At 63.8% G+C, this 22187-nt stretch carries 19 protein-coding genes; 15 read left to right on the top strand and 4 right to left on the bottom strand.

All coding sequences use genetic code 11. The features are described 5' to 3' along the window. The first annotated feature begins 592 nt into the window (after positions 1-592). Together J8I29_RS06980 and J8I29_RS06975 are read left to right on the top strand one after the other, a co-directional pair. Complete coding sequence (locus J8I29_RS06980; RefSeq protein ID WP_209431295.1) at positions 593-1696, top strand: glycosyltransferase; 1104 nt, start codon at positions 593-595, stop codon at positions 1694-1696. A gap of 90 nt (positions 1697-1786) precedes the next feature. Next, positions 1787-3133, top strand: a complete 1347-nt coding sequence (locus J8I29_RS06975) for a polysaccharide biosynthesis/export family protein (protein WP_209431088.1) — start codon at positions 1787-1789, stop codon at positions 3131-3133. Between the two features lie 46 nt (positions 3134-3179). Here the strand turns inward: J8I29_RS06975 and J8I29_RS06970 are convergent, their stop codons facing one another. Beyond that, positions 3180-3935 (bottom strand): 2OG-Fe(II) oxygenase, encoded by a 756-nt coding sequence (locus J8I29_RS06970; protein WP_105865078.1) that lies wholly within the window; start codon positions 3933-3935, stop codon positions 3180-3182. Between the two features lie 175 nt (positions 3936-4110). Next, positions 4111-4419, bottom strand: coding sequence for a hypothetical protein (locus J8I29_RS06965; protein WP_105865077.1), 309 nt, complete (start codon positions 4417-4419; stop codon positions 4111-4113). Positions 4420-4927: 508 nt separating this feature from the next. Here J8I29_RS06965 and J8I29_RS06960 point away from each other — a divergent pair. Beyond that, the gene (locus tag J8I29_RS06960) at positions 4928-5764 is read left to right on the top strand and encodes an aldo/keto reductase (protein ID WP_209431087.1); all 837 of its coding nucleotides are present in this window, start codon (positions 4928-4930) and stop codon (positions 5762-5764) included. Between the two features lie 5 nt (positions 5765-5769). Here the strand turns inward: J8I29_RS06960 and J8I29_RS06955 are convergent, their stop codons facing one another. Both J8I29_RS06955 and J8I29_RS06950 read right to left on the bottom strand, forming a co-directional pair. Then, positions 5770-6687, bottom strand: a complete 918-nt coding sequence (locus tag J8I29_RS06955; RefSeq protein WP_209431086.1) for a carbon-nitrogen hydrolase family protein — start codon at positions 6685-6687, stop codon at positions 5770-5772. 21 nt (positions 6688-6708) lie between these two features. After that, entirely contained in the window at positions 6709-7266 is a 558-nt protein-coding gene (locus J8I29_RS06950) for an Lrp/AsnC family transcriptional regulator (RefSeq protein ID WP_105865075.1), read from the bottom strand. Positions 7267-7524: 258 nt separating this feature from the next. Between J8I29_RS06950 and J8I29_RS06945 the strand changes: the two genes are divergently transcribed. The 12 genes from J8I29_RS06945 to J8I29_RS06890 all read left to right on the top strand — a co-directional run bounded on the left by J8I29_RS06945 (position 7525) and on the right by J8I29_RS06890 (position 22183). Then, the gene (locus J8I29_RS06945; RefSeq protein WP_209431085.1) at positions 7525-9021 is read left to right on the top strand and encodes an amino acid permease; all 1497 of its coding nucleotides are present in this window, start codon (positions 7525-7527) and stop codon (positions 9019-9021) included. Then, complete coding sequence (locus tag J8I29_RS06940; RefSeq protein ID WP_209431084.1) at positions 9018-9899, top strand: universal stress protein; 882 nt, start codon at positions 9018-9020, stop codon at positions 9897-9899. The genes J8I29_RS06945 and J8I29_RS06940 overlap by 4 nt, the downstream gene beginning before the upstream one ends. A gap of 104 nt (positions 9900-10003) precedes the next feature. Continuing rightward, complete coding sequence (gene speB / locus J8I29_RS06935) at positions 10004-10957, top strand: agmatinase (protein WP_105865072.1); 954 nt, start codon at positions 10004-10006, stop codon at positions 10955-10957. 22 nt (positions 10958-10979) lie between these two features. After that, positions 10980-12602, top strand: coding sequence for a 5-guanidino-2-oxopentanoate decarboxylase (locus J8I29_RS06930; RefSeq protein ID WP_209431083.1), 1623 nt, complete (start codon positions 10980-10982; stop codon positions 12600-12602). Positions 12603-12610: 8 nt separating this feature from the next. Further along, positions 12611-14056: an aldehyde dehydrogenase family protein gene (locus J8I29_RS06925; protein WP_209431082.1), complete on the top strand. Its 1446-nt coding sequence runs from the start codon at positions 12611-12613 to the stop codon at positions 14054-14056. A gap of 90 nt (positions 14057-14146) precedes the next feature. Further along, the gene (locus tag J8I29_RS06920; protein WP_209431081.1) at positions 14147-15601 is read left to right on the top strand and encodes a biotin carboxylase; all 1455 of its coding nucleotides are present in this window, start codon (positions 14147-14149) and stop codon (positions 15599-15601) included. Between the two features lie 8 nt (positions 15602-15609). Then, positions 15610-16626, top strand: coding sequence for a C45 family peptidase (locus J8I29_RS06915; protein ID WP_209431080.1), 1017 nt, complete (start codon positions 15610-15612; stop codon positions 16624-16626). A gap of 92 nt (positions 16627-16718) precedes the next feature. Continuing rightward, complete coding sequence (locus J8I29_RS06910) at positions 16719-17966, top strand: D-amino acid dehydrogenase (RefSeq protein WP_209431079.1); 1248 nt, start codon at positions 16719-16721, stop codon at positions 17964-17966. A gap of 4 nt (positions 17967-17970) precedes the next feature. Next, a complete protein-coding gene (locus J8I29_RS06905) occupies positions 17971-19755 on the top strand; it encodes an alanine racemase (protein ID WP_209431078.1) in 1785 nt (594 codons plus the stop codon). A 50-nt stretch (positions 19756-19805) separates the two neighbouring features. After that, positions 19806-20150 (top strand): RidA family protein, encoded by a 345-nt coding sequence (locus J8I29_RS06900; protein ID WP_105865065.1) that lies wholly within the window; start codon positions 19806-19808, stop codon positions 20148-20150. Positions 20151-20597: 447 nt separating this feature from the next. Next, the gene (locus tag J8I29_RS06895; protein WP_209431077.1) at positions 20598-21296 is read left to right on the top strand and encodes a class I SAM-dependent methyltransferase; all 699 of its coding nucleotides are present in this window, start codon (positions 20598-20600) and stop codon (positions 21294-21296) included. Between the two features lie 68 nt (positions 21297-21364). After that, positions 21365-22183, top strand: a complete 819-nt coding sequence (locus J8I29_RS06890) for an enoyl-CoA hydratase (RefSeq protein WP_209431076.1) — start codon at positions 21365-21367, stop codon at positions 22181-22183. The last annotated feature ends 4 nt before the right edge of the window (positions 22184-22187 follow it).

Here is a 22187-nt window from a genome sequence, read left to right as displayed (position 1 = left end):
CGTTGCGGTGAGTTGGCGGCATACCCCTATACAAAAAGGATAGAGTTTGAATTACTCCATACGGTTTAAGAGGTAGGGGTAGGCGGAAGCCGCGTTACGGAAAGGGGTTACGTCTATCTCTTTGGAAGGTTGGCTGGCTTAATTCTCCCCATCGTGGCCGCATTTTTCCTTACCCCGGGGAGGGGTAGTGTTAGCCGATCTTAGACTCTCGAATAGGACTGCCATGCTTTCGGCGCCGCCGGGGAGGCATCTGCGCCATAGGGTGGGCCTTCGAAGGGAGGGAATGGATAGTACCGAAAGCGCAATCATGGCGGGGCTCACTAGGAATTTGGCGGGTTTCGGGCGAAAAATGGCCAATACCTCACCCGGGCGGGATGTGTGCTAGAACGCACGTCGTGGCCCGCCGGCACATGCTAATCCGCAACGCTTGCGGTCACCCCCGTCGCAGTTTGCCGGGCGTTTCGTGCTCTGGCGGAATGGGGCGTATTACCCCCTTCGTCGTACGTCCGAATGCTTGGGAGCGGACGACGAAAACTGTATTTGTGCTTTGAATCGGGCATTCGACTTGGGCCCCGCAGGAAGAATTGGTGCAATGCGAGTTGCAATCGTACATTACTGGTTCGTCGGCATGCGCGGCGGCGAAAAGGTCATCGAGGCGCTCTGCGAGCTTTTCCCGCAGGCAGACATCTTCACCCATGTCTATCGGGCCGATGCCGTGTCGCCTGTGATCCGCCGGCACAAGGTGTCGACATCCTTTATCGACCGCCTGCCCGCGGCCCATCGCCTCTATAAGTCCTACCTGCCCCTGATGCCGATGGCCCTCGAAAATCTCGACCTCCGCGGCTACGACCTGGTGATCAGCAGCGAGTCCGGGCCGGCCAAAGGCATCGTTCCGCCAGCCGATGCGACTCATATCTGTTATTGCCACTCGCCCATGCGCTACATCTGGAACATGTTCCATGACTATCGCGAGCGCAGCGGTTTCCTCACGCGCATGATGATGCCGCCGATCGCGCATTACATTCGCAATTGGGATGCGGTCTCTGCGTCACGCGTCGATCATTTCGTATCGAATTCGAAAACCGTGGCCCGGCGCGTCCAGTCTTATTATCGACGCGATTCAGATGTCATATTCCCTCCCGTCGATACGATGGCATTCCGTCCCGTCGAGGCGTCCGAACTGGAAGACTACTACCTGATGGTGGGGGAGCTGGTCCGCTACAAGCGGCCGGATCTCGCGGTGGAGGCATTCAACCGAACCCGCAAGAAACTCGTCATCATTGGCGGCGGCGAGATGTTCGCCAAGGTCAAGGCCATGGCTGGGCCGACCGTTTCGGTCCTGGGACCGCAACCCTTCGGCGCGTTGCAGCACCATTATGCCCGCTGCCGTGCCTTGGTGTTCCCTGGCGAGGAGGATTTCGGCATCGTGCCGGTGGAAGCGATGGCCAGCGGGCGTCCCGTGATCGCCTATGGGCGGGGAGGAGCGACGGAAACCGTGATTGCCGACAGGACCGGGGTGTTCTTCCAGACACAGAGCGTGGAAGCCATCATCGATGCCATCGAGCGTCTGGAAGCGATGGATATCGATCCCTCGGCCATCACGGCCCATGCGGCAGGCTTCGGCAAGGAAGTCTTCACCGAGAAGATGCGCGCTTATGTCGATCGGCGCGTGCATGAAAAGAGCGCGCAGGCATAGTCGATGTGACAGCGTCGCTGCGTTATTTCAGAGCAGACTGGATCGGGCCTTTCCGCAAGGTCCGTTCATTGAAGGACGGTATTGAGCCTCATGAGTTTCGAAGCATTTCACAGGGCCGCATTTTCCCGCAAGTCACGACGTTCCGGCCTGCGTCGCCTGGCAATTGCCGTGCTCACCACGGCAGTCGCCACGGTGGGTATCGCAACGACGGCGCTGGCGGAGCCCTATCTGCTCGGTCCGGAGGACAAGCTCAAGATCAGAGTCTATGACTGGCGGGCTTCCTCCAGCGAGGTGCATGAATGGGCCGCGTTGACCGGCGAATTCGTGGTGGGCGCGTCCGGCAACGTCTCCCTGCCGCTCATTGGTGAGGTGCCGGCGGCAGGCAAGAGCACGGGCGACCTGTCTGTCCTGATCGGTGAGAAACTGCAGGCCAGCATCGGGCTCTCCAACCGGCCGGATGCCTCGGTGGAAGTGTCGACCTACCGGCCCTTCTATATATTGGGCATGGTGACCACGCCCGGACAATATCCCTATAAGCCCGGCCTTACCGTGCTCCAGGCCGTCAGCACGGCGGGAGGCGTGCTGCGCGTCTCCGATTTCGGGCTCCTCAGTTTCCAGCGGGAGAGCCTAGTCAATCGCGGCGATCTCAGGACCCTGGCGGTGGAAAGGCTGGGGCTGCTGGCGCGCGAGGCGCGCCTCGATGCCGAGCTGCAGGGCAGCGATACCATTACCTTCCCCAAGGACCTGATGAGCCAGGCCGATACGCCGCAGGTCGCCCAGATGATGAAGGAGGAGCAGCTCCTGTTCGAAGCGCGCAAGCAGGCGTTGCGCTCGCAGGAGGATGCGATCAACCAGACCAAGAAGCTGCTCGGTTCGGAGATCGAATCCCTCAAGGCCAAGAGCCAGTCGCTGCAGCGCCAGCTCGAACTGGCCAAGGAAGAACTGGATAACGTCAACGGCTTGGTGTCCAAAGGCCTGGCCGTCGCCTCGCGCAAATTGGCGCTGGATCAGAACGTCTCGCAATTCGAAAGCAATCGCCTCGATATCGACCTGCTGATCTTGCGTGCCCAGCAGGACATCTCCAAGGCGGAACGCGATGTCGTCGACCTGCACAACAAGCGGCGCAACGACATTCTGACCGAGATCTCCGATGTACGGGGCAAGATCTCCGTGAATGCCGAAAAGACGACCACGACACAGGGGCTCGTTTACAACGCCGAGGTGCAGGCGCCGCAGGCTGTCGTCTCCCAGATGGGCAACCTCAACAGCAAGCTGACCTTTGCCATCATCCGGCGGGTCGGGGACAAGACGCAGACCATTGAGGCGAACGAAGCCGATCCGGTCTATCCCGGCGACGTAGTGAGAGTGGAGCGCTTGGGAGCTGCACCCAACGGCCAGGAAATCGTGCCGCGCTCTTCCGCCTCGGCACAACCCTGATCGCCATCTGCGGGAAGGCGGCGCTTCTCGTCTCCCCGGTGCTGTCTTATCGGGCGTCGTGAAAGATCAGGCCCACAGTGTGCCTGTGTCCCGAGCGAACACGGCTTACACCGTGGCGCAGATTGACGCGATAGGAGCCCCTGCTGCCCTGGACGGGCCGATTGTGCACGGCGAAGGCGACGGCATCGCCCTGGCGTAAGGGCACGACTTCGACCCGGCTCTGCATGCGGGGCCGCTGTTCGGTGAGGACGAACTCCCCGCCGGTGAAATCGCGGCCGGGCTGCGAAAGGAGAATGGCGACCTGGATCGGGAAGGCCAGGTCGCCATAGAGATCCTGATGGAGGCAGTTGAAGTCTCCGGGCCCATATTGCAGCAGCAATGGGGTCGGCCGGTTCTGGCCGGCCGCATGGCAGGCCTTCAGAAAATCGGCATGGGCCGCCGGATAGGCCTCTTGGATTCCCATGCGCTCGTTCCAGGCATTGGCGGTGGCGGCGAGGCGGGGATAGAGCGCGGTTCTGAGCTCACCAATCAGCGCTGGTAAGGGATAGGCGAAGTAACGATATTCGCCTCGGCCAAAGCCATGCCTGGCCATATGGATGTGGCTGCGGAAATGCCGTTCCTGATCGTAGAGATCGGCAATGCCCCGGCATTCCTCGGGCGAGAGCAGGCCGCCCAATACGGCGCAGCCATAATCGTCGAGTTCCTGCGCCAGGCCTTCCCAGTCATAGGCGGCGATCCGGTCGCCACCGGAAGAAGCAGGCGCAGGCGGGGAAACGGGTTGGGGGCGGGGATGGCCAGGCATGGGCTCGTCCTTTCGTCATCATGATGGGCTCACGACGACTCTAGGCCGGTCCGGTCGTCCCGACATTCCGATCTCTGCTGCCTGTCTTGTCGCACGATCGCGTACCGTCAAATAAAACGACACCGCGGGCGGCAAGCGCGCGGTGCGTTCAGAGACGGTTCGACGGTATCGGGGATCAGTGTTTGGTCTGCGTCTTGGCGAAGCGGCACTCGGCCGCCATGGCAGCGGCATCCAGGCGCACCATGGCATCGGTGATGATCCTGCGGGCCTCGATCGGAATCTTGCCGCGCATGGCCAGGAAATCGCCGGCGCGGCGATGATCGGATTCGGGTAGGGCTTCGAGCTGCAACAGGGCATCGGCCCAGCGAAGGCAGGCCTTGACCTTTGCCGGGGATCTGCGGTCCCTGAGATTGGCTATCGCGTCATGCGTGGCGAACTCATATTCGAGTGCCGCTGCGATGGCCGGGTCTTTCGGCTCTTTCATGGATGCCTAGCTCACTGGGGTCGTTCGGGTGGAAGGTAGATTGCTCCGAGACAACTTAATGAAATCGATCTCAAAATGCAGACCGGCAAATTTGCGGGGTATTTTTAGGGTGATGCAGGAAAATCGATTTTTTCCTCGATCGAAAGTAGCAATCCATTCCACCATGCGGCCAGGAGACGTAGCTGTCATGCCGCCGTCACGGTGCCAGATGACGTAAGGAGAGGCCTTGAGTGGTTTAGCGGCGTTTACGGCCCGCCGGTTTCGGGCGCCGGCATGGCCTTTCCTTCACTCCTTTTTTCTTCCCCATCTACCGCAAAGAGGTATGGGAAATCGGTAAAACCGGGGCCGGACACCGGGGTGGTCACCGCATTCCGTGTCGATTTTCCTCTCTTGGGGCGGCGTGATGCGCATGATCGGGAGCAGGGGTCGAAATCCGGCGGAACGGGCGATAGGATCGCCACCGCGTCGGGGATCGTCCTGTCCCCGGCGCCAATTCGAGGAGTCCGCCATGACGAACATTCCCACCACCCGGCTGCCGGATGGTTCCGCTATGCCCGTATTCGGGCTTGGAACCTGGGGGATGGGGGAGCAGAGGCGTGAGGCTGCGGCGGAGGTCACCGCCTTGCGCGCAGGGCTCGACCTCGGCATTGGCCTGATCGATACCGCCGAGATGTATGGCAGCGGCGGTGCCGAACAGGTGGTGGGACAGGCGATCGCGGGACGGCGCGATCAGACCTATCTGGTCTCCAAGGTCCTGCCTTCGAATGCCGGCCGCCGCCAGGCGGTTCGCGCCTGCGAGGAGAGCCTGAAGCGGCTGGGCACGGACCGCCTCGACCTCTATCTCCTGCATTGGCGAAGCTCCGTGCCGCTAGAGGAGACGATCGCGGCCTTCGGCGAACTGAAGCAGGCCGGCAAGATCCTGCGCTGGGGCGTTTCCAATTTCGACGTGGATGACATGCAGGAGGTCGAAGCACTCAGCCCGGACTGTCAGGCCAACCAGGTACTCTACAACCTGACGCGGCGCGGGATCGAGTACGACCTGATCGGCCATTGCCGCGAACGCTCCATGCCGATCATGGCCTATTCCCCCATCGAGCAGGGAGCGCTGGCCAGGAACCGGGTGCTGGAAGCGATAGCGCGCGAGCATGGGGCGACCCCCGCGCAGATCGCGCTCGCCTGGGTGCTCGACAAGCCCGGAATCGTTGCCATTCCCAAGAGCCGTCATCCCGAACGGGTGAAGGAGAATCTGGGGTCGCTGGCGATCAAGCTCAGCGATGCCGATCACAGCAGCCTCGACGCCGCCTTTTCGCCGCCGCGCCGCAAGCAGGGATTGGAGATGCTCTGAACCGCTCAGGCCCAGTTGCGCTTGCGCATAGGAACCAGGGGACCGAGGCTGTCGAGATAGGCCGAGCTTCCATTGTCGGCATAGGTCGACAGCACGACATTCTTGTCGCGGAACGATTTCAGCACCTGCCCGAGACCATTGGCTCCCTCGGTGCGAACCTGCCTGACGAGCCCGAGGTCGATGTTGATCGGGAAGATCTCGGTGGCCTGGCCGCATTGATGCAGCACCACGCCGGTGGGATCGACGACGAGCGAGCGGCCGACACCGCCGCCATCCAGACCGTTCACGTCGAAGACGTAGCAGGAGAACATCACCGCGGTAGCCTGGACGATGGCCAGTTCGGCCTGCCGATCGGTCGTGCCTGTCAGTACCGGGTGGATCAGCACCTCGACGCCCGCCGAGGTCAGGGTGCGTGTGGTCTCCGGGAACCAGATGTCGTAGCAGATCGACAGGCCGAAACGGCCGACGTCCGGCACGTCGAAGACCAGGAACTCGCTGCCGCCCGTCACACCCGCCTCGAACGGCATGAAGGGAAACATCTTGTCGTAGCGGCCGACGATTTCGCCGGCAGGATTGATCACCACCGCATGGTTGTAGGTCTTGCCTTCACGCTCCACGAAAACGCTGCCGGGAATGATCCAGATGCGATGCTTGGCAGCCAGCGCCTGGAAGACGGCCTCGTCCGCGCGAGGATCGGCGGCGGCACAGGCGTGCAGGGGCCCGTGCGCGGCCAGTTCGCTGAACACCACCATGTCGACGCCGGGATAGAGCGCGACCGCCTTTTCCAATTGGGCCGCCATCGCCGCGATGTTCTGCCCGGTGACCGGCACGGGCATCTGGATGCCGGCAATCAGGAAGCGGGAATTGTCCCGCCGCGGAAGCGGGGCCGATGCGTCGTTCACCTCGGGGTGAATGCCTGACATGTTTTTCCGGTTCTCATGGACTCACTCCAGTTGCCGGGTAGCGGTTTTCGCGGCGGAATCCAAGCGGAGCACGGAGCGGGGCTGTGGAGCGACGAGATCGTCGAGGGCCACGCCCTTGAACGGCTTGGTCGATTTCAGCACGATATAGCTCGACAGATTGCCGATCTTGGGGCCGAGCTTCAGCAATTCGTCCGACAGCATCTGATAGGAACCGATATCGGGGCAGACGAAGCGAACCAGATAGTCGATCGGACCGCTCACCTTGGTGCATTCCACCACATAGCGCATGGCCATCACCATCTTCTCGAAGGCGAGAAAATCGTCGAGGCCATGGCTGTTCAAGGTCACGGCGGCGATGACGTCGACATGGCGGCAGACTTTGGCGATGTCGATGCTGGCGTGGTAGCTCGAAATTACGCCGGCTTTTTCGAGACGCTTGACGCGCTGCAGGCAGGGGCTCGGCGACAGGCCCACCGCATCGGCAAGTTCCTGGTTGGTGGCGCGGGCATCGGCTTGCAGGCGCGCCAGGATGCGCAGGTCGACCTGGTCGAGCCGGATCGAGCCATCATCGTCTTTCATTGTTTCGCTCCCTGCCGCTCGACCTCCCGCCGCGACTCCAGCGGGCCCGCCTTTCTAGGCGGCATGAGGATACCCTGCGGGTGATCTCGTCAAGACGGGGCCGGGGTTCCCGGCGGCACAAACTTGCGCGCAGCCATGCTCAGACAGCAGCAAGTGTTGAAATGTGACGGAAATTTGGCAGCACTTTTGCTGGGTCCGACGCTACACTGGCGCACAATAAGAAGGCACCCGCAAGGGCAATCCAGGGGAAGTGAAACCATGGCGTCATCCCTCATCGAGCGGCTCACCCGCAAGAAGCCGGTCAGTCGACTGGTCGCCGATACCGCTGACAGCGGTGATGGCCACGGCCATCTCGGCCGCTCCATCACCTTGTTCCAGCTCACCATGTTCGGTGTGGGTGCCACGATTGGTACCGGCATCTTCTTCGTGCTGAGCGAGCAGGTACCCGTCGCAGGGCCGGCAGTGGTGATCTCCTTCGTCATCGCTGCCGTTGCAGCGGGGCTGTCGGCGCTGTGCTATGCCGAGATGAGCTCGATGATCCCGGTCTCCGGCTCTTCCTATTCCTACGCCTACGCCACGCTGGGCGAGGGCGTCGCCTTCTTCGTGGCCGCCTGCCTGGTGCTCGAATATGGCATCTCTGCCGCCGCGGTGGCGGTCGGCTGGGCCGAATATGTCGAGAAGCTCCTGAGCAATCTGACGGGCATCGTGCTGCCCGGCTGGATGATCAAGGGGCCGATCACGCTTCCTGACAGCGACAACCCCTTTGCCATGGCGTTTTTCGCCGACGGCTCCGGCCTGATCAACCTGCCGGCCGTGATCCTGGTGGCGCTGTGCTGCCTCTTGCTGCTGCGCGGCTCCAAGGAATCGGCCCGCACCAACGCCATCATGGTGCTGATCAAGCTGGCGGTGCTGACGCTGTTCATCGTGATTGCCGGCAGCGCCTTCAACGCTGCCAATTTCACGCCCTTCTTCGGGGAGAAAGGATTTAACGGCGTGCAAGCGGCTGCCGCGTCGATCTTCTTCACCTTCGTGGGCCTCGATGCAGTGTCGACGGCCGGCGAGGAAGTGGTTAATCCCAAGCGGAACCTGCCGCTCGCCATCATTGCGGCCCTGGTGATCGTCACCTCCTTCTATGTCCTCGTCGCCGTTGCCGCTCTCGGCGTGCAGCCGGCCAGCCAGTTCGACGGGCAGGAAGCGGGCCTCGCCACCATCCTCCAGAACATCACCGGCGCGGCCTGGCCTGCCAATCTCCTTGCGGCCGGCGCAGTGATCTCGATCTTCTCGGTGACGCTGATCGTGCTTTACGGCCAGTCGCGCATTCTATTCGCGGTGTCCCGCGACGGCATGCTGCCGGCCATCTTCCATGACGTGAACCCGCGCACCATGACGCCGGTTGCCTGCACCATCATCGTCTCGGTCTTCGTGGCTCTGATCGCCGCCTTCGTTCCGGCCGGGCTGCTGTGGGATCTCACCAGCATGGGCACGCTGGTGGCCTTCACCGTGGTCTCTGCCGGCGTGCTCATCCTGCGTTATACCCAGCCCGACATGCAGCGCGGCTACCGGGTTCCGTTCGGACCGGTGCTGCCGATCCTCTCGATCATCGCCTGCGTCTATCTCATCCTGCGGCTGAGCGGCATCGTCTTTGCCATTACCGGCGTGTGGATCGCGATCGCGGCGCTGCTTTACTTCACCTATTCGGCCCGCCATTCGCGGCTGGAGATCCCTGACAATGCCGTCGGTGAGGCAGCCCAATGAAATATCTCGTTGGCCTTTCCGCCGACCAGGGCGGGCGCGAGGCGCTCGCCCTCGGCGCGGTGCTGTCGCGCTCCTGCGGCGCCTCCCTGGTCGTGTGCACCGTCACGCCCGATACCTGGGGCCCGCCGTCGCCGGCGCGTGTCGATGGCGAGTATGGCAATTTCCTGCACCAGCACGCCACCAAGGCGCAGGAGAAGGCCGAGGCGAGCCTGCCTCCCGATGTCCAGGCCGAATTCGTCATCGTCTCCGCCGCGTCCGCCCGTGAAGGACTGCTGCAGGTGGCCTCCGAAATCGGTGCCGACTGCCTGGTGCTGGGCTCGACCCGTGCCGCCCCACTCGGCCGTTTCGGGGAGGGGCATGTCACCACGGATGTGCTGCGCTCGGCTCATCTGCCCGTCGCCGTGGCGCCACGGGGCTATTCAGCCGATGCGAGGACGCAGGTGCGGCGGCTGAGCTGCGCCTTTGCCGGCAGTGCCTCTTCGCCGGGGCTGGCCAGGCGTAGTGCCGATCTTGCCCAATTGCTCGGCGTTCCCCTGCGCCTGGTGACTTTGGTGGTGCGCGACAAGCAGATGTATCCGACCGGCGCAGGCTATGACGCCGAGAACATCGTCTCCAACACCCTGCGCGAACAGGCAAGCGCTGCGCAGGCCGCCGTCCTCGATCATTGGGACGGGCCTGTCGAGATCTCCGGGGAGATCGGCGACGGCAAGAACTGGAAGGCCGCTTTCGATTCGCTGCTCTGGGCGAATGCCGAATTGCTGGTGGTGGGCTCGAGCAGCCTGGGGCCTCTGATGCGAGTCTTCCTCGGCTCCAACTCCAGCAAGATCGCGCATAACTCGCCGGTACCCTGCCTCATCCTGCCGCGCGTGGACGAGTAGGGCATTACCGGCTACCAAAAACTGGGTCCTCGGGGCCCAGTTTACTCGAAGTTCAGGGGTGGGCGGTCGCGCAGGAGTGAGCGCCGGCTCCATCGGAGGAAATCATGACGGCCAAATCCTTCAACCAGCCGCTCGGCGGAAACGAGATGCCGCGTTTCGGCGGTCCCGCTACCATGATGCGGCTGCCGACGCAGCCGACCACGGAGGGGCTGGACGCCTGCTTCGTCGGCATTCCCATGGATATCGGCACCTCGAACCGGCCGGGAACCCGCTTCGGGCCACGCCAGATCCGCACCGAATCCTGCATGATCCGCCCCTACAACATGGCGACCCGTGCCGCCCCGTTCGACAGCCTGCAGGTCGCCGATATCGGCGACGTCGCCATCGATACCTTCAACCTGCCCAAATGCGTCGACATCATCACCGACGCCTATCGCGAGATCATCAGGAATGGCTGCCGGCCGCTGACGCTGGGCGGTGACCACACGCTGAGCTATCCGATCCTGCGCGCCATGGCCGAGAAATACGGACCCGTCGGCCTGATCCATGTCGATGCCCATGCCGATATCAACGAACATATGTTCGGGGAGCCGATCGCCCATGGCACGCCCTTCCGCCGGGCGGTGGAGGCAGGCGTGCTCGACACCAAGCGCTGCGTGCAGATCGGCGTGCGCGGCACCGGCTATGCCGCCGACGATTTCGACTGGCCGCGCGAGCAGGGCTTCCGCGTGGTGCAGGCCGAAGAGTGCTGGCACAAGTCGCTGACGCCGCTGATGGAGGAAGTTCGCGCCCAGGTCGGCAGCGGACCCGTTTATCTGACCTACGATATCGACAGCCTCGATCCCAGCATCGCCCCCGGTACCGGCACGCCGGAAATCGGCGGCCTCACCACTATCCAGGCGCTCGAGATCATCCGCGGCTGCTGGGGCCTCAACCTGGTCGGCTGCGATCTCGTCGAAGTGTCGCCGCCCTACGATCCGGCCGGAAACACCGCGATCACCGCGGCCAATCTCCTGTTCGAAATGCTCTGCGTGCTCCCGGGCGTGCAGCGGCGATAGACCTCAAGAAGCGGTGCATCACATGTCAGGCTCGTCCCTCACCACCGGCGAATATCTGGTCAGGCTGCTGGAATCCTATGGCGTCGACCTGATCTTCGGCATTCCCGGCGTGCATACGGTGGAACTCTATCGCGGCCTGCCGGCCACGGAGATCCGTCATGTCACGCCGCGCCATGAGCAGGGCGCCGGCTTCATGGCCGACGGCTATGCCCGAGTGACGGGCAAGCCTGGCGTGTGTTTCATCGTCACCGGCCCGGGCATGACCAACATCGCCACTGCCATGGGCCAGGCCTATGCGGATTCGGTACCGATGCTGGTCATCTCGGCGGTGAACGCGCGGGAGCAGCTGGCGATGGGGCAGGGGCGGCTGCACGAACTGCCCTCCCAGCGCAATCTGGTGGCCGGGGTTAGTGCCTTCAGCCATACGCTGCTCGATCCCGATCAGCTGCCCGAGGTGATGGCGCGCGCCTTCACCGTATTCAATTCCCAGCGCCCGCGTCCGGTACATATCGAAATTCCGCTCGATGTCATCGTGGCGCCGGCCGGCCACCTGCCGACACAGGCCTGGCCGCTGCCGGCCAAGGCCTCCGCGGGCGCGGCCGACATCGAAAAGGCCGCGTCCATCCTCAAGAGCGCCAGACGCCCGCTCATCGTGGCGGGGGGCGGCGCGGCCGATGCGGCGGCCGAGATCACCGCCATCGCCGGCAAGCTCGATGCACCTGTCTTCACCACCATCAATGGCCGCGGTATCCTGAAACCCGGCCACCCGCTCGCCCTCAACGGCAATCTCGGCATGGAGCCGCTGCTGGAGGAACTGGCGGCCAGCGATGCCATCCTCGCCATCGGTACCGAGTTCGGCGAGACGGAAATGTATCCCGAGCCCAAACCGCTGACATTCGGCGGGCCGCTGATCCGCATCGACATCGATCCGCTCCAACTCGCGGCCGGCTTGCGCTGTGACCTGCCGATCGCGGCCGATGCCAAGCTGGTGGCCTGCGCCCTTTCGGCCGCTCTCGGCGAGGGACGCCCGGCGGGTGAGGGCGAGGCACGCGCCAAGGCCGTGCGAGCCAAGGTCGAGGCCGGCCTGTGGCCTGCCTGCCGCGTGCACGGCAGGTTGATGGAGATCGTGACGAAGACCCTGCCGGACGCGGTTGTGGCCGGCGACCAGACAGAGCCGGTCTATGCCGTCAACCAGTTCTACCAGGCACCCCAGCCCCGATCCTTTTTCAACTCCTCAACCGGCTATGGCACGCTCGGCTATGGTCTTCCCGCGGCCTTCGGCGCCAAGCTCGGCGCGCCGGACCGCCCGTCCGTCTGCCTGATCGGCGATGGCGGCCTGCAATTCTCCTTGCAGGAACTGGCGAGCGCCGTCGAAGCCAGGATCGCTACCGCCGTGATCATCTGGAACAACACCTCCTATGGCGAAATCAAGGCCTTCATGGCGGACAGGGATATCCCGCAGATCGGTGTCGACATCTTCACGCCGGACTTTGTCGGCCTGTCCCGCGCGCTCGGCTGCGCGGCGGCGCTGCCTGGCACCATCGAGGAATTGACGCAGGAGCTTGCCGCCTCCGCCACGCGCGACGTGCCCACCGTAATCGAGATCCGGGCGGGCTCGTCGTTGGCATCCGCATTGGCGCAATGAGGGCCGTCATGCAGCACCAGCTCTTCATCGACGGTCGCTGGCAGGATCCCCTGGAACCGGGGCAAATTGCGGTCTTCGATCCCTATCGAGGCGTTGCCTATCACCAGGTCGCGGCGGGCGGTCCTGCCGATGTCGCCAAGGCCGTCGAGGCAGCGAAGGCGGCGTTTCCGGCCTGGCGAGCCGCCGGAGGCCGTGAACGGGGGCGTCATCTCAAGGCGATCGCTGACAGGCTGACCGAAAGGGCGGAGGAGCTTGCCCGCATCTCCTCACGCAACAATGGCAAGCCGCTCGGCGAAGCCCGGATCGACATGGCGGATGCGGCCGCGTCCTTCGCCTATTACGCCGAACTGGCGGCCGATCTCGAAGCCAGCCAGGATCGGACCGTGCCGGTGCCGGATGCGGCCTTCGGGGCGCGTCTGCGCCGCGAGCCGGCGGGTGTCGCCAGCCTGATCGTGCCCTGGAACTTCCCGCTGGTGACCACCTCCTGGAAGGTGGCGCCGGCGCTGGCGGCTGGCTGTACCGTCGTGCTGAAACCATCCGAAATCACGCCCGTGGTCGAGCTGGAGCTTGGTGTCATCGCCGCCGAGATCGGCCTGCCGCCCGGCGTGCTCAACATCGTGACCGGCACCGGTGAGCGGGTCGGGGCGCCGATGACGGTGCATCCGGATGTAGCGAAGATTTCCTTCACCGGTTCCAATGCAGTGGGCGCGCGGGTGATGGCGGCCGGTGCCCCCGGTACCAAATCGGTCAGCCTGGAACTTGGCGGCAAGTCGCCGATCGTGGTCTTCGGCGATGCCGATTTCGACCAGGCGGTGGAATGCATTCTCGGCGGCATCTTCTTCAACGCCGGCCAGATGTGCTCGGCGACCTCGCGCCTCCTGGTCGAGCGCTCGATTGCTCCCAGGCTGGTCGAGGCGGTAGTGGCCGCGGCGCGTGCCCTCAGACCGGGCGATCCGCTTGACGAGGATACCCAGATCGGCCCGATCACCATGAAGCCCCAGCACGACAAGGTGCTGTCCTATATCGGGCGCGGCAAGGCCGATGGGCTCAAGCTGCTGACCGGCGGCGGCAAGCCGGCCGGGTTGGACCAGGGGTGGTTCGTCGAGCCCACCATCTTCGGGGACGTCCCAGCCGACAGCCCGCTCTGGCGCGAGGAGATCTTCGGTCCCGTGCTATGCGTGCGCAGCTTCGAGACTGAAGCCGAGGCGATCGAACTCGCCAATGACAGCGATTTCGGCCTGGTGGCCACCGTCGTCAGCGAGGATGGGGACAAGGCCAATCGCGTCGCCGATGCGCTGGAAGCCGGCCATGTCTGGATCAACAGCCCGCAGGCGATCTTCGTCCAGACCTCCTGGGGCGGCTTCAAGGCCAGCGGCAACGGCCGCGAGCTCGGCCCCTGGGGGATGTCGTCCTATCTCGAGGTCAAGCACGTCACGACGCGCTTGACACGATAGCGAGCGGGTTTGCTAGGGTCTGACCGTATGCCCAAGAAAAAGCATAAGAAGAAGCACAAGATAAGATCAGGAAAGCATAAGGGGTTCGCAATGAAGACCATTCGTAATGTTGCCGATCTGCGCGTTGTCATGCATCGCAACGAGCAGCCGATCTATTTCATATCGGCAACGAATTTCAACCTGATCGGCATTGATGAATGGGTAAGGAACTTCAAATTCATCAGCTATATCGATTGCTTCGACGGACGCCACCCCAATGTCTTCGTTCCCAGCGAGATTCCCCACGCTGAATTCGAAAGTATCGAGGACATCAACAACTATCTTCTCCAGCACAAGGAAGTGATCGATTACATCAAGCGCCGCGGCGGGCGTGCGGTTGCGACCTTCCTGATGTTCGACGAGACGACCGAGGAGATCTGCAACGATCTCGGCATCGAGGTATGGTTCCCCAAGGCGTTGCTGCGCCAGCGCTGCGACAACAAGATGGAGACGGTGCGCATCGGCAACAAGGCCAAGGTGCCGTCCGTCCCCAACACGCTGGCCGGCGCCAAGAGCTATGAGGAACTGCTGGCCGCCGCCAAGAAGGCCGGCATCGGCGCCGATCTCGTGGTGCAGACCGCTTTCGGCGACAGCGGGCACACCACCTTCTTCATCGCCAGCGAGGACGACTACAACAAATACGCCAAGGAGATCTCGGCCGAGGACGAGGTCAAGATCATGAAGCGGATCAAGTGCCGCGGCGCCACCATGGAGGCCTGCGCCACCAAATCCGGCACGCTGGTCGGTCCGCTGCTCACCGAAGTCGTCGGCCAGCCCGAGCTGACGCCCTATAAGGGCGGCTGGTGCGGCAACGAGATCTTTCCTGGCGCCTTTTCCGAGACTATCCGCGCCAAGGCGCGCGACATGGCCTATCGCTTCGGCAACCAGCTGGTGAAGGAAGGGTATCGCGGTTATTTCGACCTCGACTTCCTGATCGACGTCAAGGACAACGAAGTCTATCTGGGCGAGCTCAACCCGCGCATCTGCGGCGCCAGTTCGATGACCAATCACGCCGCCTTCGCCTATGCCGATGCGCCGCTCTTCCTGTTCCACCTGATGGAATTCTCCGGCATCAAGTACAAGATCGATGTCGAGGAACTGAACAATCGCTGGGCCCAGAAGGAATTCATCGATTCCTGGTCGCAGGTGGTGATCAAGGCGACCGACGACATCGTCGATATCGTTACCCACGCCCCCTCATCGGGCATCTATCACATGGCGCCCGATGGGAGCGTGTCCTATGACCGCTTCGACTATCACCGCCAGGCCATCGAGAACGAACAGGAAGCCTTTTTCCTGCGCATCACGGGGCCCGGCGACTATCGCTATGAGGGTGCCGATCTCGGCATCCTGATCACGCGAGGCCGGGTGATGAACGACGAGTTCGACCTGAACGAGCGGGCGCTCAACTGGATCAAGGGCATCAAGCGGCTCTACGCCACCAAGCCGCTAACGGAAGTCCAGCGCGACGACACGCCGTCCGCCGGCTCGTTCAAGATCCTGTAAGCGCGATCATGGATCTCCTGTTCGAAGCCGTGGAAGAGGACCGGCCCGGTGCCAAATGGCGCCGGCTGTTCGACCGACATTGGCATGCCTATAGCCGTTGGTTCATGCGGGACGGCATCAGGGCGCGCCCGACCTATCTGGCGAGCCTGAAGGCGATGCGTGCCCATATGCCGGAACTTCTGCCGGCCTATGAGGCGATCGTCTCGGCGGCCGGCGATGGCGATCTGGAGGCGCGCTTCCTGTCGATGTGGTGCCCGCCGGTCTATGTCGGCGGCTGCTCCCAGGCGATCATCACCGGTCCCGAGCCCGCCCTGATCCGCAACTACGACTACAGCCCGCGTCTCCTGGAGGGGTCGTGGCTCGCCACCCGCCTCAACGGCAAGCGGGTGGTGGCCGTGGTCGATTGCCTGTGGGGCGTGCTCGACGGCATCAACGAGGATGGCCTCGCCGTCTCGCTTTCCTTCGGCGGGCGGACAGCCGCGGGGGCCGGCTTCGGCATTCCGATCGTGCTGCGCTATGTGCTGGAATTCGCCTCTAACACGGCCGAGGCGATCGAGATGTTGCGGCGCATCCCGGTGCACATGTCCTATTCGGTGGCGATGGTCGATCGCGCGGGCCGGCACGCCACCGTCTATGTCAACCCCGACCGTCCGGCCGAGGTGGCGGCAAAGCTCGTCAGCACCAACCATCAGCACGGCGTGGAATGGGCGCGCCATGCCCAGACCACCAAATCGGTGGAGAGGGAGGCGGCGCTGGAGAAGGCGCTGGCAGCCCATCAGAATACCGAGAGCGTCCTGGCGGGCTTCCTGCGTCCGCCCGTCCATCAGACCTCCTACGGCAGGGGCTACGGTACGCTCTACACGGCGCTCTATCGGCCGCAGGAGGCCTCGGTCGAACTGGTCTGGCCCGGCGTGATCTGGCGTCAATCCTGCGCGGAGTTCCGGGAAGAGGCGCGCTTCATCCGGTTCAATGACGGCGATTCCGATGGTTTCGCCCCGACCTTCAAACATGGGGCGGTAAGCTGAGCGTCCTCGGTCCTCGATGATGGGAAAGAAGATCAGCCGAGGCCGATAATAAATTGAAAATACGGAATAAAATTCCGTTTGGGGAGGGCGCAATGAAAGTTGTCGTTCTAGGGGGCGGCGTCGTCGGCACGGCTGCGGCCTGGTATCTTGCCAGGGACGGCCATGCGGTCACGCTGATCGAGCGGCATGCCGATATTGCCTGCGGCACCAGCCAGAGCAATGCCGGGCTGGTATCGCCGGGCGACTCCACCGCCTGGGCTTCCCCGGCCGCGCTCGTGACCTTCATCAAGTCCCTCTACAAGCCCGACATGGGCATCAAGGTCCGCTTCAATCTCGATCCGCATTTCCTGGCCTGGACCTGGCGCTTCCTCCTGCAATGCACGCAGGCCCGTGCCAATGCCAACACCGAGGTGAAGCTCAGGCTGGCCTTCTATGCGCGCCAATGCATCAACGCGCTGCAGGAGGAGACCGGCCTTGCCTATGACGACAAGCGCAAGGGCATCCTCTATTTCTACCGTTCGCAGCAGAGTCTCGATGCCGGCGCCAAGCATATGGGCTATATTGCCGAGCGCGGCCTGAAAATCGAGGTCGTCGATCGCGAGCGCCTGGTGGAACTGGAACCGGGGCTTGCCGCCGTCAAGCACCAGATCGCCGGCGGCGTCCATTCGCCGATGGACCAGACCGGTGATTCCAGCCTGTTCGCCCGCGGCCTTGCCGAACTCGCTCGCGAGCGCCATGGCGTGCAATTCCGCTTCAAGACCACCGTGACCGGCCTCGATATCGAGGGCGATAGGGTGAAGGCCGTGCTGACCGACCAGGGGCCGGTCGCCTGCGATGCCGTCGTGGTGTCGCTCGGCCCGGAGAGTTCGCTGCTCGCCCGCAAGATCGGCATCGATGTGCCCGTCTATCCGGTGAAGGGCTATACCGCCACCATCCCGGTCGACGACGACAAGGGGCCGACCATGGGCGGGGTCGACGAGGACAGGCTGATCGCCTATTCCCGCCTCGGCAATCGCCTGCGCATCGCCTCGACGGCGGAGTTCGCCGGCTATGACCGCACGCACAGGCCTGCCGATTTCGCCGCCATGTTCAGGACGGCGCATGACCTGTTTCCCGGGGCCGTCGATGAGAGCAAGGCCGTGCTCTGGGCCGGTCTCAGGCCGATGATGCCGGGCTCGGTGCCGGTGCATGGACGGGCGCGCTACGCCAATCTCTATCTCGACACCGGCCACGGCCATGTCGGCTGGACCATGGCCTGCGGCTCGGGAAAGCTCACCGCGGACCTGGTCGCCGGACGCCGCCCGGAGATCGACACGACAGGCCTGCTCTACCGGAATTGACGCGATGCCGGATCCCCAGATTTCCATCGATCTTTCCCGGATCGAACACAATGCCCGCACCATCGTCGAGACCTGCGCCCGATCGGGCATCACCCCCTTCGGGGTGACCAAGGGTACCTGCGGCATGCCGCAGGTGGCGCGGGCAATGCTGCGCGGCGGTGTTGCCGGCATCGCCGAGTCGCGCTTCGAGAACATCCGCCGGCTGCGTGATGCCGGCATCGACTGCCCCATCATGTTGCTGCGCAGCCCACCCTTGTCGCGGGTGGAGGAACTGGTGCGCACGGTGGACATCAGCCTGCAGTCCGAGCTTCAGCTGATGCGGGAGATCTCGCGCGTGGCCGAGCGGCTGGGGCGGGTGCATGACGTCATCCTGATGGTGGACCTCGGCGATCTCCGGGAAGGGATCTGGCCGAGCGACCTGATCCCCACCGTCGAGGCGGTGATGGAGCTGCCCGGTGTGCGCATCGCCGGTGTCGGCACCAATCTCACCTGTTTCGGCGCCATCATTCCCACCAGGGAGAATCTCGACCAGCTCGTCGCCCATGCCTACAAGGTCGAGAGCGTGACCGGGCGGAACCTCGACTGGGTTTCGGGCGGCAATTCCTCTTCGCTGCCCCTGCTGCTCGCCGGCGGCATGCCGGCGGGGGTCAACAATCTCAGGATCGGCGAGGCCATCCTGCAGGGCGGACGCGACACCTTCCTGGAGCAACCCTGGGAGGCCCTCGACCGCGATGCCTTCGAGCTGACGGGCGAACTGTTGGAAGTGAAGGTGAAGCCCTCCATGCCGATCGGCAAATCCGGCATCGACGCTTTCGGCAATGTGCCCGTCTTCATCGACGAGGGCGATCGCCTCCGGGGCATTGCCAATATCGGGCGCGAGGACGTCATCGCCGAAGGACTGACGCCGATACGAGCCGGCGTGCGCGTTCTGGGGGCTTCCAGCGACCATCTGGTGCTCGACCTCACCGATGCCGATCCGCCGCTCGCCGTCGGCGAGGATGTCAGCTTCCGGCTGAATTACGGGGCATTGCTGACGGTGATGACGTCGGAATATGTGGAGAAGGTTCCGATGCGGGACGTGATGGAACAGGGCCTGACCAGAAGCTATGTGATCGAGACGGACGAGGCTGGGCGCGCTCTGCTGGCCACCCATCATGTCGCGGAGCGCATCGAACGCCTGGGCTTCGAGCCGGCGGGTGCGGAAGCGTCGGTCGTGCTGTCCACCGGTGCCCGGCGCGCGGGTATCATGCCGTTCGTGGAGGCGGCGGGACGCCGTTACGATGCGCTGGGACTGATCTGGATCGATTCCGAGGCGACGATGATGCCGGATGACGGCGAGGGGACGCCCGCCGAAAACGCCGTTTTGCGCCGACTGCTCTCCCGTCTGCCGCCCCATATCGCGGCAGAAAATGTGGTTCTTCTTGGCCTGCGCGAGGCGGATCCGGCCGAGGCCGAGGCGCTGAAGGCTTCGCGCATGCGCATCTACACCATGGCGGAGATCGACGCGGTGGGCCTGCGCCACGCCATGCGCGAGGCGATCGCCATCGCCTGCGCCGGCACGCGCGGTTTCCATCTTTGCTATTCGCCGACCGCCACCGACATGTCGGACTGGAGCGGCGGCATCGGCGGCATCACCGTGCGGGAGACCCATTCGGCCATGGAGATGGCGGCGCTCAGCGGCAGGCTGCGCTCCCTCAGCGTCTCGGGCATCGATGGCGGATTGCCGGCAACCATCGGCGCCGAATGCGCCAATTTCATCCTCTCCGCCTTCGGCAAGACGATCTTGTGAAGTCGACAAAGGACGACGAATCCATTCCATCACCCAACAGGAGTAATTCCATGATCAAGCGTCTCCATCCCGGCAAGCGGTTCTGCGAGGCCGTCATCGTCAATGGCATCATCACCACGGCCGGTATCACCGGCCGCGACGAGGCAGCCGATACGATTGGCCAGACCCGCGATATCCTCGCCCAGATCGATGCGCTGCTGGCCGAAGCCGGCACCTCCAAGTCCAACTTGATCAGCGCCAGCATCTGGCTGCGGGACATCGCCCATTTCGACCAGATGAACGAAGTCTGGGACCAATGGATCGACAAGGACAACTTGCCGGTGCGTGCCACCGTGGAAGCGCGGCTGGCCGCTCCGGGACTGCTGGTCGAAATCCAGGTCAGCGCCGTGGTTTGAAACAGCCTCCCGGTTTGAAACGGATCAACGCGCTTGCCGGATTGCCGAAGCCTCCCCCGCTGAACCGGGAGAGGACGCTGCGGTGTCTGCGGTTCCCGGGAACCGCAGATGCTCCTACGAGTTGTCCCTAATATTGCGCCCGGCCGCGACATCGCGCCGAAGGCAGGCATTCGAATCCTTGACTCTCCATGACATATTTTGAAAAGAAAGAGGCGTAAACAGACCAAGTGCCATGCCGTTGAGCAGGGCCATATCTTCGGATGCCCCGGAAATCGGCATTCGGCTCGGGAGGCGGGCGCCGGTTGAACCGGCCATCACCCGCGAAAGCGTCCTGCGATTGGCTTAATCGGCAAGGCGTTGAACAAGGGGGCGGCAAGGCGTCGTTTTCAAGGAAGCGTGTTTTGCGCCAGAGATCACAAGCTCCTTTCGGCAGGACCGGATGGTGCCGTGATCGGCAAGGTGAAAGGGCTTTTCCCGATGGAATGGGCTGGGAGAGAAAGCAATACGGCGGCGGAGCCGTCCTATGCGCGCACCTATTACCGCTGGGCTCGCTTCTACGATCTCTTTTTCGACTGGCCGTTCCATCCCGGGCGCCTGGCGGCGGCGCGGGCCGTCGCCCAGGCCGCCGGCAACAAGGGCGAGGTGCTGGTCGCGGGCGTCGGCACGGGGCTCGAACTTGCCCTGATGCCGGATAATCTGCGCATCGTCGGCATCGATCTCGCCCGGCCCATGCTCGATATGGCCCGCGAACGGGTCAAGCGCAAGGGGCTCGGCCAGGTCAAGGCCCTCCGGGTGATGGATGCGCAGGCCCTGGAGTTCCAGGAGGGCCGTTTCGACGTGGTGCTGGCGCCCTACCTTCTCAGCGTGGCGCCTTCGCCCCGGCAGGTCCTGGAGGAGATGTGGCGGGTAACCCGGCCGGGCGGCGAGATGATCATCCTCAATCATTTTTCGGCTGAAGGCGGCTGGCGCGTGCGGGCGGAGAAAGCCCTGATCGGCGCGGGCGGCTGGCTCGGCTGGCGACCCCATTTCCCCTATGCGGTGATCACCGACTGGCTGGCCAGCCGCCCCGAGGCGCAGTTGCTCGAGCGGCGTGAGGTCGCTCCCGCCCGCCTGTTCACCGTTCTGCGCATCCGCAAACCGGCCTGAAAAACCAGTCTGACATTGCGAAGGTGCGGGCCGGGCGCGTAGACTGGCGATCTGTGCGGAGTGTTGCCATGACTGTCGCCGTCTCGATCCAGAACACGCCGTTGGAGCATCCCTCCGAACCGATCCTGCTGCGTCAGGACAAGGCTGGCGTGACCACGCTCACGCTCAATCGGCCGCAACAGTTCAACGCCCTCTCCGAGGGGATGCTTGCGGCCTTGCAGGAGGCGCTCGACGCGATCGCCGGTGACAGGACGGTGCGTTGCGTGGTGCTGGCCGCCAATGGCAAGGCCTTCTGCGCCGGGCATGACCTGCGTCAGATGCACGCCAACCGCCAGCTCGATTATTATCAGGCTCTGTTCGCGCAATGCAGCCGGGTGATGCAGGCAATCCAGGCGCTGCCGGTACCGGTGATCGCCCGCGTGCATGGCATTGCCACGGCAGCCGGCTGTCAGCTGGTGGCAAGTTGCGACCTCGCCATCGCCTCGCATGCGGCACGCTTTGCCGTCTCGGGCATCAATGTGGGGCTGTTCTGCTCCACGCCGGCGGTGGCTCTGTCACGCAACGTCTCGACCAAGCGCGCCTTCGACATGCTGGTCACCGGCCGTTTTATCGATGCCGAGACGGCGGCGGATTGGGGCCTGATCAACCAGGCGGTGGCCGAAAGCGAGCTCGATTCCGCCATTGCGGCCAAGACGGCCGACATCCTGGCCAAGAGCCCCACAGCGGTGCGCTATGGCAAACAGATGTTCTACCGCCAGCGCCAGATGGCATTGAACGAGGCCTATGCTTTTGCCGGCGAGGTGATGGCCCGCAACATGATGGAGGAGGACGCCCGTGAGGGCGTCGAGGCCTTCCTGGAGAAGCGGCCCGCGCGCTGGGGCGCCTGACGCC

Origin of the sequence: Labrys sp. LIt4 (genome assembly GCF_017813775.1) — a bacterium.
In the GTDB taxonomy this organism is placed as follows: Bacteria; Pseudomonadota; Alphaproteobacteria; order Rhizobiales; family Labraceae; genus Labrys; species Labrys okinawensis_A.
The sequence above is the reverse complement of the archived record's forward strand: the minus strand, read 5'-3'. Positions and strand labels throughout refer to the sequence as shown.